Source organism: Thiolinea disciformis DSM 14473, from assembly GCF_000371925.1.
Taxonomy (GTDB): Bacteria; Pseudomonadota; Gammaproteobacteria; order Thiotrichales; family Thiotrichaceae; genus Thiolinea; species Thiolinea disciformis.
Map to the genome: position 1 here is coordinate 32526 of NZ_AQVE01000007.1, position 15056 is coordinate 47581.

General features: G+C 44.7%; 16 protein-coding genes. 5 read left to right on the forward strand and 11 right to left on the reverse strand.

Translation table 11 applies throughout. The features are described 5' to 3' along the window. Positions 1-15: 15 nt before the first annotated feature. Positions 16-1647: a DUF945 family protein gene (locus A3IE_RS0107235; protein WP_020394938.1), complete on the forward strand. Its 1632-nt coding sequence runs from the start codon at positions 16-18 to the stop codon at positions 1645-1647. A 43-nt stretch (positions 1648-1690) separates the two neighbouring features. Here A3IE_RS0107235 and A3IE_RS0107240 read toward each other — a convergent pair whose 3' ends face one another. From A3IE_RS0107240 to recJ, 9 genes are all read right to left on the reverse strand, one after another. Beyond that, positions 1691-2404: a DUF3581 family protein gene (locus A3IE_RS0107240; RefSeq protein ID WP_020394939.1), complete on the reverse strand. Its 714-nt coding sequence runs from the start codon at positions 2402-2404 to the stop codon at positions 1691-1693. A gap of 39 nt (positions 2405-2443) precedes the next feature. Further along, entirely contained in the window at positions 2444-3064 is a 621-nt protein-coding gene (locus A3IE_RS0107245) for a LysE family translocator (protein ID WP_020394940.1), read from the reverse strand. Between the two features lie 3 nt (positions 3065-3067). Continuing rightward, positions 3068-3862 carry a thymidylate synthase gene (locus A3IE_RS0107250; RefSeq protein WP_020394941.1) on the reverse strand — a complete coding sequence of 265 codons (795 nt, stop codon included), beginning with the start codon at positions 3860-3862 and terminating at the stop codon, positions 3068-3070. Positions 3863-3876: 14 nt separating this feature from the next. Continuing rightward, a complete protein-coding gene (locus A3IE_RS0107255) occupies positions 3877-4089 on the reverse strand; it encodes a hypothetical protein (RefSeq protein ID WP_020394942.1) in 213 nt (70 codons plus the stop codon). 93 nt (positions 4090-4182) lie between these two features. Then, entirely contained in the window at positions 4183-4680 is a 498-nt protein-coding gene (gene nusB, locus A3IE_RS0107260; protein WP_020394943.1) for a transcription antitermination factor NusB, read from the reverse strand. 17 nt (positions 4681-4697) lie between these two features. Continuing rightward, the gene (gene ribH, locus A3IE_RS0107265; protein WP_020394944.1) at positions 4698-5174 is read right to left on the reverse strand and encodes a 6,7-dimethyl-8-ribityllumazine synthase; all 477 of its coding nucleotides are present in this window, start codon (positions 5172-5174) and stop codon (positions 4698-4700) included. 10 nt (positions 5175-5184) lie between these two features. Next, the gene (gene ribBA / locus A3IE_RS0107270) at positions 5185-6291 is read right to left on the reverse strand and encodes a bifunctional 3,4-dihydroxy-2-butanone-4-phosphate synthase/GTP cyclohydrolase II (protein WP_020394945.1); all 1107 of its coding nucleotides are present in this window, start codon (positions 6289-6291) and stop codon (positions 5185-5187) included. A 70-nt stretch (positions 6292-6361) separates the two neighbouring features. Continuing rightward, complete coding sequence (locus A3IE_RS0107275; protein WP_020394946.1) at positions 6362-7024, reverse strand: lipoprotein intramolecular transacylase Lit; 663 nt, start codon at positions 7022-7024, stop codon at positions 6362-6364. A gap of 104 nt (positions 7025-7128) precedes the next feature. Further along, positions 7129-8859 (reverse strand): single-stranded-DNA-specific exonuclease RecJ, encoded by a 1731-nt coding sequence (recJ, locus tag A3IE_RS0107280; RefSeq protein ID WP_020394947.1) that lies wholly within the window; start codon positions 8857-8859, stop codon positions 7129-7131. Positions 8860-8990: 131 nt separating this feature from the next. On the opposite strand from recJ, the gene A3IE_RS0107285 reads away from it, so the two are divergent. The 4 genes from A3IE_RS0107285 to ilvN all read left to right on the forward strand — a co-directional run bounded on the left by A3IE_RS0107285 (position 8991) and on the right by ilvN (position 12539). Continuing rightward, entirely contained in the window at positions 8991-9260 is a 270-nt protein-coding gene (locus A3IE_RS0107285; RefSeq protein WP_020394948.1) for a hypothetical protein, read from the forward strand. Between the two features lie 55 nt (positions 9261-9315). Continuing rightward, positions 9316-10224 carry an AEC family transporter gene (locus A3IE_RS0107290; RefSeq protein ID WP_020394949.1) on the forward strand — a complete coding sequence of 303 codons (909 nt, stop codon included), beginning with the start codon at positions 9316-9318 and terminating at the stop codon, positions 10222-10224. A gap of 95 nt (positions 10225-10319) precedes the next feature. After that, positions 10320-12020: a biosynthetic-type acetolactate synthase large subunit gene (gene ilvB, locus A3IE_RS0107295; RefSeq protein ID WP_020394950.1), complete on the forward strand. Its 1701-nt coding sequence runs from the start codon at positions 10320-10322 to the stop codon at positions 12018-12020. A 3-nt stretch (positions 12021-12023) separates the two neighbouring features. After that, a complete protein-coding gene (ilvN, locus tag A3IE_RS0107300) occupies positions 12024-12539 on the forward strand; it encodes an acetolactate synthase small subunit (RefSeq protein ID WP_020394951.1) in 516 nt (171 codons plus the stop codon). A gap of 58 nt (positions 12540-12597) precedes the next feature. Here the strand turns inward: ilvN and A3IE_RS0107305 are convergent, their stop codons facing one another. Continuing rightward, positions 12598-13098: a hypothetical protein gene (locus A3IE_RS0107305; protein ID WP_020394952.1), complete on the reverse strand. Its 501-nt coding sequence runs from the start codon at positions 13096-13098 to the stop codon at positions 12598-12600. A 6-nt stretch (positions 13099-13104) separates the two neighbouring features. Beyond that, on the reverse strand, positions 13105-15054 hold the full coding sequence (locus tag A3IE_RS0107310; protein ID WP_033406672.1) for a GumC family protein: 1950 nt from the start codon (positions 15052-15054) through the stop codon (positions 13105-13107). Positions 15055-15056 lie beyond the last annotated feature (2 nt).

The window sequence follows — 15056 nt, forward strand, 5'->3', positions numbered from 1 at the left end:
GGAGTAAAGAATCTCATGAAAAAATTACTATTTTCTCTACTTGGGCTAGTTATTGCCCTCATTGGTGTGTGGCTAGGCGCAAGCTGGTGGATAGGCAAGCAAACAGAAAGTTTTGTGCGTGAACAACTGAGTAAAGCTTCAGAAAACTCGGTCTTGCCAGCGAATTTTAAACAAGAAATAGTGAGTTATGAACGTTCTTTATTTCATTCCAAAGCCGTTACTAAATTTGTCACTGATCAGCCTATTCTGAAAGATTTAGTCCAAGATATTCAGCTCAATCATACTATTCAGCATGGTCCACTATTATTGGGTAACGGTCTAAGTGTTGGGACTTCCCAGTGGACTACGACCTTAGACACAGCCAAATTACCGGAGCCGCAGCAAGCTTGGATTAAAGAAGCCTTTGCCAATAAAGAGCCGGGTAGCTTAAAAACAAACGTCGGTTTTGGTGGGAATGCGCAATATCATTTTCAATTGAATCCTCTTGCCTCTAAAGCAGAAAGTGGCGCTACGTTCAAAATTGCTAAGGTGGAGGCGAGTGGCTCAGTCAAACCTAAGGGTGAAATGAGTCCTGGTACTTTTAATCTCAGTGGCTTAGAGGTTAAAGATAATGCAGTGACTTTTACCGTGCCTGAAATAAAAGCCGAAGGCCAGAGCGATGTTCATAGTGAGCTAGGTGTAGGGAAGGTTGATCTTAAAGCGCCAAATATCCAGATTCTAACTGCCGGTGCTACTCAGCCTATTACGCTAGATTTAGCAATGAATACCGATATACATGAAAAAGAAAAAAGTTTAGAAGGCAATATAAATTTAGGTGCAAGTAATATTCAAGGGCCTGGTGCTGAAGTTAAGAATGCTTCCCTAAAATTAGACTATACCGGTTTTAATACTGACGGCTTATTAGAAATGAAGAAATTGCAGGAGAAATTACAGAATCTGCAATCACAAATGCTTTGGAATATGGATGAAACCGAAGTGCCTGAAGGCCGCCAAAATATGGCTCAGTTACAAGTCGAAGCCCAAGAGCTTGGCACAAAGATGCTAGAAACCTTATTTGCTAAAGTCTTAAAAGCTAATGAGTCGCGGCTAAAATATGTCATAGATGTTGAGTTGCAGAAAGGCAAGGTGAATGGCGTTGCAGATTTAACCTATGCAGGGGCAGCAACACCGCCTACTTTAACCGATATGATGACTTATCAAGTTAATGATTGGGGTAAATTAGTGCGTGGCACTGTCGACTTAACAGCCGATAAAGCAGCGTTGCCAGCAGGTTCTGAAATGATGTTTGCTTATGCCTTAGAAAAGAAAGGGGTAGTGGATGCAGGCAATCAATACAAAGTAAGCCTAAAATTATTAGGCGAACAAGCTGAAGTTAATGGTCAGGCTATTCCTTTTGCGGAGATTCCTGCGCAATTTATGCCACAAATGCCGTCCAGCCCTGCTTTAGGTACGGAAGATAATGGCTTAGGTTTGCCACCCGATATTATGAAGCAAATTGAAGAAAAAGGTGTGACGCCTGAGATTATGCAGCAAATTGAAGAAAGTGATGATATTAGCCCAGAAACGATTGAATTGCTGAAGCAGTTGCAAAATATGCCTAAAGAACAAGGCGAAGCGTCCAAAGACGAAGAACCTAAGGCGGAGTAATAGCCATTAATGACCAGCTTAGGGTATTAAGCTGGTCCTTCGCTTAAAGTCTGTTTTGATAAGCAGCCTTGGCGTCTAAATATTCTTGCATTAATTGATGTGCAATCACTGCATCATAAGCTCGTAAACCACTGACTATTAAACGTTTTGACCCTTGCCCGATTTGCTTTCCATTAGATTGAATGATAAAGGCTAAATTGACTTCGCCACGTTTGCCATTCACTTGCAGCTTTGCTTTAGCCACTTCCAAGATTGGATCAAGGTTTTCTTGGTCTAAATCCAAGTGAAAACTCATGCGCTCATAAATCACTAAAGGACGTTCGGGATTGAGCATGACTTGTTGTGCTTCCAGTAGCGGTTGCAGCATATGGGGGAAGTTCTGCCCTGAAAAGGCAACATAGCGACGGCTGAAAGCTTCAATTAAGGCTTCATCATGATTAATTATCCCAGAGCGCTCAATCCGCATACAGGGTTTATCGCGAAAAGTGATTTCTAGTGTGTCAGCAGTGGTTGTTGGGAAATTTAGCGTTTCGTTATCGCCCACCATGCCAGTAAATACAAAGGTCATGGAGGGACTAATGCCGTATTGTGCTAAAGCCAAGGCAAATAGAAGATCACCCGGAATACAAAAGCGATTGGAGTCAGGATTATGGATAGGGTTGAAATCATTCGCGATTTCTTTAGCGAAACGGCTGGCTTGATCAGCACTAATGTGAACTGAATCCCCTGAGCGGCGATGAAACTCCTCCAAATACATTTTCTTAATCCAATTAGCTAATAACTAAAAAATAATTGCTTAACTCAGCATGAGCCAAATACCCACGCCCATCATTAAACTACCCGCGATACGATTTAATAAACGCACATTATTGCCTTGTAAAAGTACGTGGCGCAAGGCTTGTCCACCGCTGGCATAAATGACTAAGCTTAAGAATTCTACACTTAATAAAATCAAGAGTATAACGGCAATTTGGGGTAGCAATGCTTGACTGTTTTGAATAAAAGGTGGCAGCAGAGAAATCATAAAAGCCCAGCCTTTAGGATTAGCAATGGCGGTAATAAAACCGCGCGTAGCTAGATCCCAAGGTTTTACGGAAACCGAGCTATCAAGTTCTTCAGGTAAAGCTAAGCGCCCTCGTGAGCGCCACATTTCAATTCCCAGCCAAGCTAAATATAAACCACCTGCGATTTTTAAAAATGAGAAGGCGGCGGGATATTGGAGCATAATAGCGGCCATACCAAGCATAGCGAGACTTGCAATCAGACCAACACCAATTAATTCGCCCCACATCATATAAAGACTGCGTTTTACCCCAATTGACATACCGAGTGTCAGTGATAAGGTCATGCACATGCCAGGTGTAATCGAAACAAAAATGGCCGTAGGCAGAAAAATAGCAAAGGTTTCAAGTGTCATGATTTATACAGCAACGGGTGCAGCAATCGCTGGGTGATAGTGATAATTTTTTAATTCAAAATCATCAAAGTGAAAATGATTAATATCTTTAATAGTAGGATTTAACTGCATGTGTGGCAAGGGATAAGGGGTACGAGCTAGCTGCAAATCAGCTTGCTCTAAATGATTTAAATATAAATGTGCATCACCCAAAGTATGCACAAAATCCCCTAATTGTAAATCGGTAACTTGGGCAATCATCATAGTTAATAAAGCATACGAGGCTATATTAAAGGGTACGCCTAGAAAGATATCAGCGCTGCGCTGATAAAGCTGGCAAGAGAGTTTATTGTCAGCCACATAGAACTGGAAAAAAGCATGGCAAGGTGGCAAAGCCATTTTATCAATATCCGCCACATTCCATGCACTGACGATAATCCGTCTAGAGTCAGGATTGTGTTTAAGTTGTTGAATAACTTGTTGGATTTGATCGATATGCTGACCATCAGGGGTCGGCCATGAGCGCCATTGCGCACCATAAACCGGCCCCAGTTGGCCTTGCTCATTCGCCCATTCATCCCAAATGCTTACGCCATGTTCTTTCAGATAGCGAATATTGGTATCACCTTTTAGAAACCACAGTAATTCATGAATAATCGAACGCAAATGAACACGTTTGGTGGTCACCAACGGAAAACCTTGGTTTAAATCAAAGCGCATCTGATAACCAAAGACAGATAAAGTCCCTGTGCCTGTGCGATCTGATTTTTCAAAACCGTTGTTGCGCACATGACGCATTAATTCAAGATAAGGCTGCATGAGTTGATACTTAATTACGAGGCTTGTTGCGTAGTGCTTTGTCCTATTTGGATCGATTCACCCCGCTTTTTGCCAAATTTTAAAGTTTGCTTATGTGCTAAAGGCGTTTGATCTGCATTATCTGCATAAATCGTGTGTCCCTCGGTTTGGTGGTGCAAGGTAGCACGATAGCATAATGCTTGTTGTGCTTGCTGAGTAGCTTGATGTTGTTCTTGATGAGTTTGCATATCTATTCCTTATTGGTTTTTTGATCAAATAAATAACTACCCGCTACCGCTAAATAAATAGGTAGTTATTAAAGTATAAAGACAGGGAAAATATTAGGTTTTAGTCACTGGACGACTGGCTTCAAATTCAGATTTACGGGTCTGACTGGCTACTTTGTCGAGTACCGCATTAACAAATTTGTGCGCTTCTTCGGCACCAAATTTCTTCGTGAGGTTGACCGCTTCGGTAACAACAATCTTGTAGGGAGTCTCGGGATGATTCAGCAATTCCGTCGTAGCGATCCGCATCACTGCATGTTCAATCACATCCACTTGCGCTAATTTACGATCCAAATAGGGCGCAATGACCGCCTCTAACGACTCGGTATTTTCAATCGAAAAACGTAAGACTTGATGGAAAAAAGCCGCATCACTTTTACGAAAATCTGCTGCTAATTCAGGATCTTGCTGAAAGTTAAGATAAATATCTTGAAAGGAGTTGCCAGTGATGAGCCATTGGTAAGTACCAATCATCGCTAGGCGGCGAGCCACGCGGCGACGCGCAATAAATTGCTGCATTTCATTCGGGGCTTTATAGGATTTGGTGGACATGGAGTAATTTGTCTCGCTTAAGTGCGCAATTTGCCTAGCAAGGAAACCATTTCAATAGCACTAATAGCCGCTTCCGCGCCTTTATTGCCCGCTTTTGTACCAGCACGCTCAATCGCTTGCTCAATAGTATCGGTGGTTAAGACCCCGAAAATCACTGGAATATCATGGGCTAAAGCAATGGAAGACAAGCCTTTGGCTGCTTCACCGGCTACATAATCAAAATGCGGTGTGCTGCCACGAATCACCGCCCCTAAGGCAATTATCGCATCGTAATCGCCATTGACCGCCATAGACTGTGTCACTAAAGGCAATTCAAAAGCTCCCGGAACACGCACAATTTCAATATCGTCTAATTCCACGCCATGACGTTTTAAGGCATCAACCGCACCGGCGACTAAGCTTTCAACAATAAAGCCATTAAAGCGCGCTGCTACAATGCCATAACGAGCCTTCTGGGGAACAAAATCGCCTTCAATCACTTTCACATTATTCATTCACTTCCCCTTACTCTTGAATATAATTAACGACTTCCAAGCCAAAGCCCGCTATGCCTAAAAACTTTTTCGGCGCACTCATTACGCTCATGCGTTGTACACCTAAATCCGCCAAAATCTGGGCGCCTATCCCATAAGTTTTTAACTCGGCAGGCGAAGAGGGTCTATTTTCTTGCACCGCGCTTTGAGTTTCAAATGCTTTTAACTGTTTTAACAAATCCGTTTGAGCATTTGGGCTACGTAAAATAACAATCACACCGGAGCCTTGTTGAGCAATCCGGCGCATGACATCGCGCAAAGGCCACCCACAGTGAGGTTCTTGCAAGGCTAATAAATCGCACAGCTCATTTTCTAAATGCACACGCACTAAGATCGGTTGCGTGCTATCAATTTGTCCATACACGAGGGCTAAGTGCACATCGTGACGGGCGTATTCTTGATAGGCGTATAAATGAAACGCACCAAACTCGGTTTGAATAGGACGATCCAACACGCGCTCCACGGTTTTTTCATTTTGGACGCGATAACGAATCAAGTCTTCAATGCTACCCATTTTCAGTTTGTGCTGCTGAGCAAAAAGCTCTAAATCGGGACGGCGTGCCATCGTACCGTCTTGATTCATAATCTCCACAATTACCGCTGCTGGCTCAAACCCTGCTAAACGGGCAAAATCACAGCCTGCTTCGGTATGTCCCGCTCGCGTTAAAACGCCTCCGGGTTGTGCCATGACAGGAAAAATATGACCTGGTTGTGAAATATCACTGGGCAGCGCATTTGGTGCAACGGCGGTACGCACGGTATGCGCACGGTCATAGGCCGAAATGCCTGTGGTAATACCTTCGGCAGCTTCAATCGAAAGTGTAAAATTTGTGGTCTGTTGCTCGTTAGTGCTGGATACCATTAAGGGCAAATTTAATTGTTTACAGCGTTCGCGAGTTAAGGTTAAGCACACCAAGCCACGTGCTTCTTTAACCATGAAGTTAATATCTTCAGGGCGCACCAGCGAAGCGATCATCACTAAATCGCCTTCGTTCTCGCGATCTTCATCATCGACAATGATGACCATTTTGCCAGCGGCAAGGTCTTGGATAATCTCTTCAGTTGTATTGAATGCCATAAGGGACGGATCAACCAATTTTGGGGTAGGCTATAATACGCAAAACTCAGAGCCTTGCCCAACAATTAACTTAATCTTTGGGGATATTTACGCAGCTCGGTGCCGTGTCAGGCGTTTTCACGCCAAGCTTAGGTCTTAGCAAGCGTAAAAGTAGGGCATTGAATAACAGGCTTAGACTAAACAGAACAAAAATCACGGATAAAAAATAATGCTTTGGCATCAAATACCACGAAATGTCCGTTTGGTCAGTACGCCATAAGTCATTAGCAAACAATAACGGGTGAAACACCTTCATCCAGAATACTCCGAACACAGGCACAATCAAGATCATGAGCAAGGCTAAGCCGAGTAACCAGCGCAAACTGAATTTTGCGTAGACGTGATAGTCACGGAGGCGTCGGGATGTTGCTAAGTCGAGCGCGAAAATCACGCTGATCAAGCCGAAAGCCAGTAAAGCCCAATCGTACATGCTACGCACTTCGAGCATATGTTGTGTCTCTTTAGCTGACCATGGTGGGTTTAAGCTAGGGCGTTGGTGGCGGAAAAACGCGCTGAGTTCACGGGGGGTTTTGTCGAGCGTGGCAGCATCTAAATAGGTACAGCGAATGTTCCAATGACAATAAATCCAGTAGGAGTAGGGGGTATATACCACTAAAGCGAGCGGTAAATAAAACAGCCACAGTAACATTAACACGGGAAAGAATGCACGCTTGATGCGCTGTAAAAATATCATAGCTGATTTAATCCTTGCTCAGTCGGGAGTCCCTTCACGGCTGCGGAGTATCCTAGTCATGCCTTGCGCAGACTATAGCGCCGTCTGGGAGAGCTTGCCATGATTTAGCTAATTACATGCTCAACTAATAATTGTAAACTTTTTTGTCCCCGAAATTCATTAACACTTAATTTGTAAACCAATCGCACGCTTGAACCTACCGGAGGCCACTCATCAAAATGTGCAAAAAAGTCCATAGCAATCAAAGTCTGACGCAAGCGTATCCCTAAGGGCATTAACTCCATTTTTAGGTGCAAATCCTTGAGTATGGTTTGGCGCATAATCTGAAATTCACCCTCAAATTGAGGTTCAGGAAACCATTGTCCCCAAGGTGCTAGATCGCGCAATCGCTCGGCATTGATTAAATTAAATTCATCCGCTGCCAGCATGCCATCGGTGAAGATAGTTTCTTGAAAAGTATCTGGTCTGAGCTGGCGTTCGACAGCTTGTGTGATTGCCGCACTGAAGGTATCTAAAGACTCTGCTTTTAAGGTCAAACCCGCCGCCATAGCATGACCGCCAAAACGCAGAATGAGCCCCGGATGTTGGGAGGCGACCTCATCAATTAAATCGCGCAAATGCAAGCCTTCAATACAGCGTCCCGAGCCTTTGACTAATCCATCTTCGCTATTAGCAAATACTAGGGTTGGGCGGTAATAACGATCCTTGAGGCGTGAAGCGAGAATGCCAATTACGCCTTCGTGCCAGTCAGGATGATGAATACACATAATAGGAGGCAGGGTTTTGTGGCGGCGCTCGAGACCTAATGACTGCATAATGGTTTCAGCGTCATCTTTCATATCCGCTTCAATACGCTTGCGTTCATTATTGAGCGCATTGAGTTGTGCCGCCAAGCGCCGAGCTTCCTCCATGTCATCCGTCAAGAGACAACGAATACCCACCGACATATCCGCCAAGCGCCCCGCCGCATTCAGACGTGGGCCGCAAGCAAAACCAAAATCACTACTCACGACACGCTGGGTTGAGCGTCCTGCCACTTCTAATAAAGCGACAAGACCGGCTTTGCCACGGTTTGAGCGAATACAACGCAAGCCTTGTTCCACCAAAATACGATTATTGGCATCCAGTGGCACGACATCGGCCACAGTGCCCAACGCCACTAAATCTAATAAACTGGTGAGATTGGGCTCAGGCAGATCATGTGCTTTGAAGTAGCCGCGATTGATCAGCTCTTGGCGTAGCGCCAGCATGACATAAAATACCACGCCTACTCCGGCCAAATGCTTAGATGGAAAGCCGTCATCAGGGTGATTCGGATTGACCATCACGTCACTATTAGGTAATTTTTGCCCCGGTAGATGATGATCAGTAATCAAGGTTTTATAGCCCAAAGCCCGTGCTGCTTCTACACCCTCAATACTGGACACGCCATTATCGACCGTCATTAGCAACTGCGGTTGGTAGGCTTTAGCTAACTCGACAATTTCTGGTGTTAGGCCATAACCATATTTAAAACGATCAGGTACGAGAAAATGGGCATCGTGCCCCATCATACGCAAGGCACGAATAGTCACCGCCGTAGCCGTTGCGCCATCCGCATCATAATCACCCACAATTAAGATAGTTTGCTTGGCTTCAATCGTATCGGCCAGTAAACGCGCTGCCTCCAAGACGCCCCGCAAACTACGCACCGGTTGCAATTGTTTTAAAGCATATTGCAAGTCATCCGCATGAAAAATGCCACGCGCTGCCAAGACACGCTGAATCAGCGCTGATTCTGGCAGCGTAGTAAGTTCGGCGAAATTATCGGGCAAGGGGCGAGTTTGTATGTGCATTCAACAGCGCTGTCAACGTTTAAAGAGTCAACCAGTATACTGCTAAAGTGTTCAGGGTGTCATACTAGGCAGTTCATAGCGCTTCCTCTATTATCGACGCTATGGACTTTTCTTATAGCGAAGGAGCGGTTATGTTCCCCACGGTGCAAACGATTTTGATTGGCTTAGCGGTATTAGGTGCTTTTGTTTTTCTAGGGCGCGGTACGGCGGGGCATAAAGGTATTCGTAATGCTATTTTTATTTTTTTCCCTATCTGGTTGGCTTACTGCATTTATCATTTAACGGTTGGTCTACAACACGGCTATTCCTTACAAAGTGAATTGCCTTTTTTGGCGCTAAATTTTGGGCTACCGGCTTTGCTTGGATTGTGGGTTTTAAAAAAAGGTATCAGCTACCTGTGATGACAGCACTAAGAACCGCCCTATGTTAAAGTGGCTGATTTTGGGTTAATGGCTCATGGCTATTATTCTGGGTGCAGTTTTTCCGGTTTTCGCTTTGTTATTATTGGGTTATTGGGCACATCGTAGCGAGTTTCTGAATGATGCGTTCTGGGGGCAGGCTGAAAAAGCTACTTATTATGTGTTGTTTCCTTGCCTCTTAGTCTCGCAATTGGTGCAAGCTAAATTGGAGTGGCATAACACCTTGCCTCTGATGCTGGGTGCGTGTTTATTGCCGATAGTGGCGTCTCTGCTTAGCCTATCTTTTAAACCCTTATTGCGGCTCAATGCGCCTGATTTGACCTCCTTTTTTCAAGCGTCTGTACGCTTCAATACCTACATAGGTTTAGCGCTAGCTGCTGTATTACCTAAACCTGCTTTGACTTATGCAGCGGTGGTCTTTGCGGTGATGATTCCGGTAATTAATGTGCTGTGTATCTTAGTTTTTGCTGTATTTATCCAAGGTATGATTCACCCGATAGCCATTGCACGTTCGTTGGCAAAAAATCCCTTAATTCTGGGCTGTATGATCGGCATTTTTTTAAATGTATTGCCGTGGAGTTTACCCAGCCCTTTGTTAGATTTATTAGCAAAACTGGGGCACATGGGTTTGCCTTTAGGCTTATTGGCCGTAGGCGCTGGTTTGCAATTTCAGGGTTTGCGCCAAACGGGAACTGCTTTTGCGCTGAGCGCTATGCTAAAGCTAAGTCTTATGCCTTTGATAGCGACTGCGTTGGCCTATCTATTAGGACTAAACGCGCTAGCGAGTAGTGTATTGATCTTATTTTCAGCCTTGCCGACTGCGTCCTCCAGTTATATTTTGGCACGCCAATTGGGTGGCAATGCACCCCTGATGGCAGCCATGATCACGGGACAAACCGTATTGTCGATGATGAGTTTGCCCTTGATTCTCCTATGGATTTCTTAAAATTATGCCAGCCTTGCGGAATAGTGATGTATTGACCGACATTTCGTATTATGATTCGTCTCTTTTCTTTATGAACCCTTAATCAGGAGTTTAGTGTGGAACTAACCGGTGCCGAGATATTCGTCGAGTGTCTGAAGGCAGAAGGGGTTGATACCATCTTCGGCTATCCGGGTGGTGCGGTGTTATACATTTATGACGCGCTCTACAAAGAAGCCGAGCATGTCAACCATATTCTGGTCCGACACGAACAGGCCGCAGTACATGCTGCCGAAGGCTATGCAAAATCAACCAATAAGCCCGGCGTGGCGCTGGTGACTTCAGGTCCTGGTGCTACCAATGCGGTGACGGGAATTGCAGACGCCTATATGGATTCGGTGCCTTTAGTGGTATTCACCGGACAAGTGCCACGTCATTTGATTGGAAATGATGCTTTCCAAGAGGTTGATATTGTTGGGATTACGCGGCCTTGTGTAAAACACAATTTCTTAGTGACCGATGTTAACGATTTAGCAAACACCATTAAGAAAGCGTTTTACATCGCCAGTACAGGCCGCCCCGGCCCGGTATTAGTCGATATTCCTAAGGATATCACCACGGCGAAATGTGAGTTCTCGTACCCAGAGACCATTCACATTCGTTCGTATAATCCTACCGTCAAAGGAAATAAGCGTCAGATTCGCCGCGCTATCGACCTAATGCTCGAAGCTAAGCGTCCTGTGCTTTATACCGGCGGTGGCGTAATTTTAGCGAATGGTGCTCCCGCTTTATTAACCGAATTTACACGTGAAATCGGCTTTCCCATTACCAATACTTTGATGGGTTTGGGGGCTTATCCTGCTACTGATAAGCAATTTATCGGCATGTTAGGGATGCATGGCACATATGAAGCCAATACGGCGATGCATGAATCCGATTTGATTATTGCCATTGGAGCGCGCTTTGATGACCGTGTTACGGGCAAGATCGAAAAATTCTGCCCTTATGCTAAGGTCATTCATGTTGATATTGATCCTGCGTCCATTTCGAAAAACATTAAGGTTGATGTGCCGATTGTGGGCGATGTGAAGCATGTCTTGCAGGATTTATTAGAAGAGTTGCGTAGTCGCACGGAGCGGCCTGAACCCGCTGCTTTGAAACTGTGGTGGGATCAGATCAATGAATGGCGTAAAACAGATTGTTTGAAGTACGAGCAAGACGACCAAGAAATTCGTGCGCAATATGTTATTGAAAAGTTGTGGGAAGTAACTGGTGGTGAGGCTTATGTTTGTTCTGACGTGGGTCAGCATCAAATGTGGGCCGCCCAGTTCTACCAGTTTGATAAACCGAATCGCTGGATTAATTCGGGTGGGCTAGGCACCATGGGCTTTGGTTTGCCTTCAGCCATGGGCGTACAAATCGCTCATCCTGATGCAACAGTAGCTTGTGTAACGGGTGACGGCAGTATTCAGATGAATATTCAAGAACTGTCCACCTGTATGCAATATCAATTACCCATCAAGATTATTACCCTGAATAATGGTTATTTGGGCATGGTGCGGCAATGGCAAGAGTTTTTCTACGAACGACGTTATGCGATGTCTTACATGGATGCTTTGCCAGACTTCGTGAAATTGGCTGAAGCGTATGGTCATGTGGGGATGCGCATTCAAAAGCCTTCGGATGTGGAGGGTGCATTGAAAGAAGCGATGGCCATGAAAAACCGTCTGGTGTTTATGGATTTTATTACCAAGCGCGAGGCGAATGTTTATCCCATGGTTCCTGCCAATGCAGGCCACAATGAAATGATACTGGTGTAAGCCATGAGTACAGTAAAACGGCATGTTATTTCCATTTTGATGGAAAATGAAGCAGGTGCGCTGTCACGGGTTTCTGGTTTATTTTCAGCGCGTGGCTACAATATTGAATCGCTTACCGTAGCGCCTACCGAAGACAATACCTTGTCGCGCTTAACCTTGGTGACGATTGGGAATGACGATATTGTCGAGCAAATCATGAAACAACTGCATAAGTTGGTCGATGTGGTGAAGTTGATGGATTTAGATCAATATTCACACATTGAACGTGAAATGATGCTGGTCAAGGTTGATGTTCATAAGCAAGGTTCGTGCGATCAGGTAAAGCGCTTAGCAGATATTTTCCGTGCACGTATCATTGATGTCAGTGATAAAACTTATACAATTGAAGTCACAGGGAGTCGTTCCAAGTTAGATGGCTTCTTACAAGCTTTAAGTGAAGCTCGGATTATAGAAGTGGTGCGCTCAGGCAGCATGGGTATCGCTCGTGGTACGGCATCGCTCAGCTCGCCGGGAAAATAATTTTCCGCAATCATCTTGCATAGACGCACAAACGGCAGCTTAGGCTGCCGTTGTTGTGTTAGGCGCGCAAACGGTAAATAGGCTGGTTCGTTTCTGTGAGTAAGCTATGCTGAATTAACCATTGGCGTGCATCTTCTGCATCTTCCTCAAACCAGCGCTTAGCAGACCCTAGACGAAAGGTATAGCCCCAACGATCCATGTCTATCAAGGCACGTTTACGCCCAAACTCAGGTAATTGGTCAGCGAGAATAATTTGTAAATAACAGACAGCGTCTTCTTCAGCATAGTCACCACCTGCGTCAGTGTGTAAAACAGAACGCCTTGCGTCGTCCATGCAAATCACATGGCAGGCCTCATGAAGGGCAGAGTGGATAGGGGTATCAGAACGAACATAGAGTGTCTGGCCAATCATGCCTGCCTCAGCCTCACCCCAATAGCTCCCCGGAATCTCTTGTCCTAGTTCAATCCATTCTAGTTTTAATCCATACGCCGCTAATAAGGCATGAAGCCCTGTTCTAGATAGGGCTTCAACTAAGAGAACGGAGCTTTCTAACGCCATAAGCGCTTAAGCGGCATTTTTACGGCTAGGATAGTGGTAGTAATCCTCTCCATAACCTAAACGCGCCGTATCTTTAACTTGATTCAGTAATACACCAGCAATGGTCGCTCCTGATTCACGTAGGCGTTTGAGCGCGTGGGTTACCGTGACCATACGAGTCTGACCCGCGTGTACAACTAAGATAGTCATATTAGCTAAAGACGCTAAGATTAACGCATCGGCTAAGCCAAGTACCGGCGGGCCGTCCAAAATCACGATATTATAATTACGGGCTGCAATTTGGAGTAAGGCCTCCATTTTAGGGCTGCCTAATAGTTCAGAAGGTGATTGCGGTGGATTGCCTGCCAGAATCACATCTAAATTTTGTACATTAGAGGCTTGAATAACGCCATCCAAACTATGTTCTGCTGATAAGTAACTTACCAGACCACGCTGCGGTCTTACGCCCATCAATTGATGTAAAGAGGGGTTACGAAGATCTGCATCAATTAATAAGACGCGATTACCGCTATTAGCATAGGTGCTGGCGAGATTCATCGCGGTGGTCGTTTTTCCTTCATTAGGGCGCGAGCTGGTAATGAAAATAATGTTGGAATTATTATCATCCTTTAGTCTATAGCGTAGGGTAGTGCGTAACGATCGGAATGCTTCAGCAATCGGCGATTTGGGTGCATTCAAGGTCAATTGTGCTAGTTTTCGTGCATCATTATCTTGGCTAGCAGGTATTAAACCTAAAACAGGGAGTTGGGTATTCTGTTCAACTTTGGCAACATCACGCACGCTATCATCCAAAAACTCTTTAATAAAAGCTAAGGTAACGCCTAGGAGTAAGCCAAATAAACCTGCAAATGCTAAATTAGTCGGCAAATTAGGCTTGTACTTTTGGAGAGGGGGTTTAGCGCGGTCAATCACGATCAAGTTATTCGTCTCGCCACCACCAACCGCGTCAATTTCCTTAATACGCTGCAATAAGCTTTGGTAGATGGCTTGATTTGTGGCAACTTCGCGTTCTAGTGTATTATAAGTGCTTGATTTGTCTTGTAATTGAAGCGCTTTCTCTTCTTCCTTGCTAATAAGGTCTCGCAATTTTTCAGCACGTTCGCGAGCTTGTTTCAGTTCACCCTTGCGTTTAGGGTCAGTTTCGATAAGAACTACTTCGCTTTCCGCACGAACTAATTCTTCAGACAGACTGACGATAGCATGTGAAGTGCTGGTGGTATCCTTATTATCGAGCATGATAATGCCATTCTCACGCGCGTATTGATTCAGAGTTTTCTCAGATTCCTGGAGCTTGGTTTTGGCGGATTCCAACTGAGTACGCAAGAAATCTTGTGTTTTATCACTAATTTGGAAGCGGCGCTCCAAGTTCATTTTGGTAAAAGTATCAACAATTGCATTGGCAACTTCAGCCGCCTTTTCAGGGCTAGAACCATCAAAATTAATCTTTACCAAGCGCGAATTCATGATCGGCTCAATAGTAAGATTGTCAGTAATATCATTAACTAACTCAGCTTTCTTATCTTTAGCCGTTCCAAGGTTTAGGGCATTCAGAGCGCGCTTAAACAAAGAAGTACGTACTACATCGGGTTGAAGTTTGAGTTGGTCAACTACTCGTTCAATTAAGCTAGAGCTTTTAATTAATTCAAACTGCGTTTGGTAGAAGTCACGGGTATCACGGATATCACCGGTTTCGACTACTTGGATATCTTTCATTACTCTGGCAACTTCGCGTTCGACTTGTAAAGTAGCGGTTGCACGATAAGTTGGGCTACTCAGCAGGGTCAATAGCAGAGATGCCAATAAAGCCCCCAACAAGGTTCCAAGTATGGTTTTTTTCCAGCGAGTTATTACGCGCCAAAATTCACGCAAATCCAGATTGTCTTGCGGTTTAGCCACATTAACATAAAGATTTTTGCCGGATGCTGATGTAGGCGGTGTTGTATATGTGTTTGGCATAG

Coding starts and splice junctions, on each gene's coding strand:
- A3IE_RS0107235 (WP_020394938.1), top strand. CDS start 16: ATGAAAAAATTACTATTTTCTCTACTTGGGCTAGTTATTGCCCTCATT.
- A3IE_RS0107240 (WP_020394939.1), bottom strand. CDS start 2,404: ATGTATTTGGAGGAGTTTCATCGCCGCTCAGGGGATTCAGTTCACATT.
- A3IE_RS0107245 (WP_020394940.1), bottom strand. CDS start 3,064: ATGACACTTGAAACCTTTGCTATTTTTCTGCCTACGGCCATTTTTGTT.
- A3IE_RS0107250 (WP_020394941.1), bottom strand. CDS start 3,862: ATGCAGCCTTATCTTGAATTAATGCGTCATGTGCGCAACAACGGTTTT.
- A3IE_RS0107255 (WP_020394942.1), bottom strand. CDS start 4,089: ATGCAAACTCATCAAGAACAACATCAAGCTACTCAGCAAGCACAACAA.
- nusB (WP_020394943.1), bottom strand. CDS start 4,680: ATGTCCACCAAATCCTATAAAGCCCCGAATGAAATGCAGCAATTTATT.
- ribH (WP_020394944.1), bottom strand. CDS start 5,174: ATGAATAATGTGAAAGTGATTGAAGGCGATTTTGTTCCCCAGAAGGCT.
- ribBA (WP_020394945.1), bottom strand. CDS start 6,291: ATGGCATTCAATACAACTGAAGAGATTATCCAAGACCTTGCCGCTGGC.
- A3IE_RS0107275 (WP_020394946.1), bottom strand. CDS start 7,024: ATGATATTTTTACAGCGCATCAAGCGTGCATTCTTTCCCGTGTTAATG.
- recJ (WP_020394947.1), bottom strand. CDS start 8,859: ATGCACATACAAACTCGCCCCTTGCCCGATAATTTCGCCGAACTTACT.
- A3IE_RS0107285 (WP_020394948.1), top strand. CDS start 8,991: ATGTTCCCCACGGTGCAAACGATTTTGATTGGCTTAGCGGTATTAGGT.
- A3IE_RS0107290 (WP_020394949.1), top strand. CDS start 9,316: ATGGCTATTATTCTGGGTGCAGTTTTTCCGGTTTTCGCTTTGTTATTA.
- ilvN (WP_020394951.1), top strand. CDS start 12,024: ATGAGTACAGTAAAACGGCATGTTATTTCCATTTTGATGGAAAATGAA.
- A3IE_RS0107305 (WP_020394952.1), bottom strand. CDS start 13,098: ATGGCGTTAGAAAGCTCCGTTCTCTTAGTTGAAGCCCTATCTAGAACA.
- A3IE_RS0107310 (WP_033406672.1), bottom strand. CDS start 15,054: ATGCCAAACACATATACAACACCGCCTACATCAGCATCCGGCAAAAAT.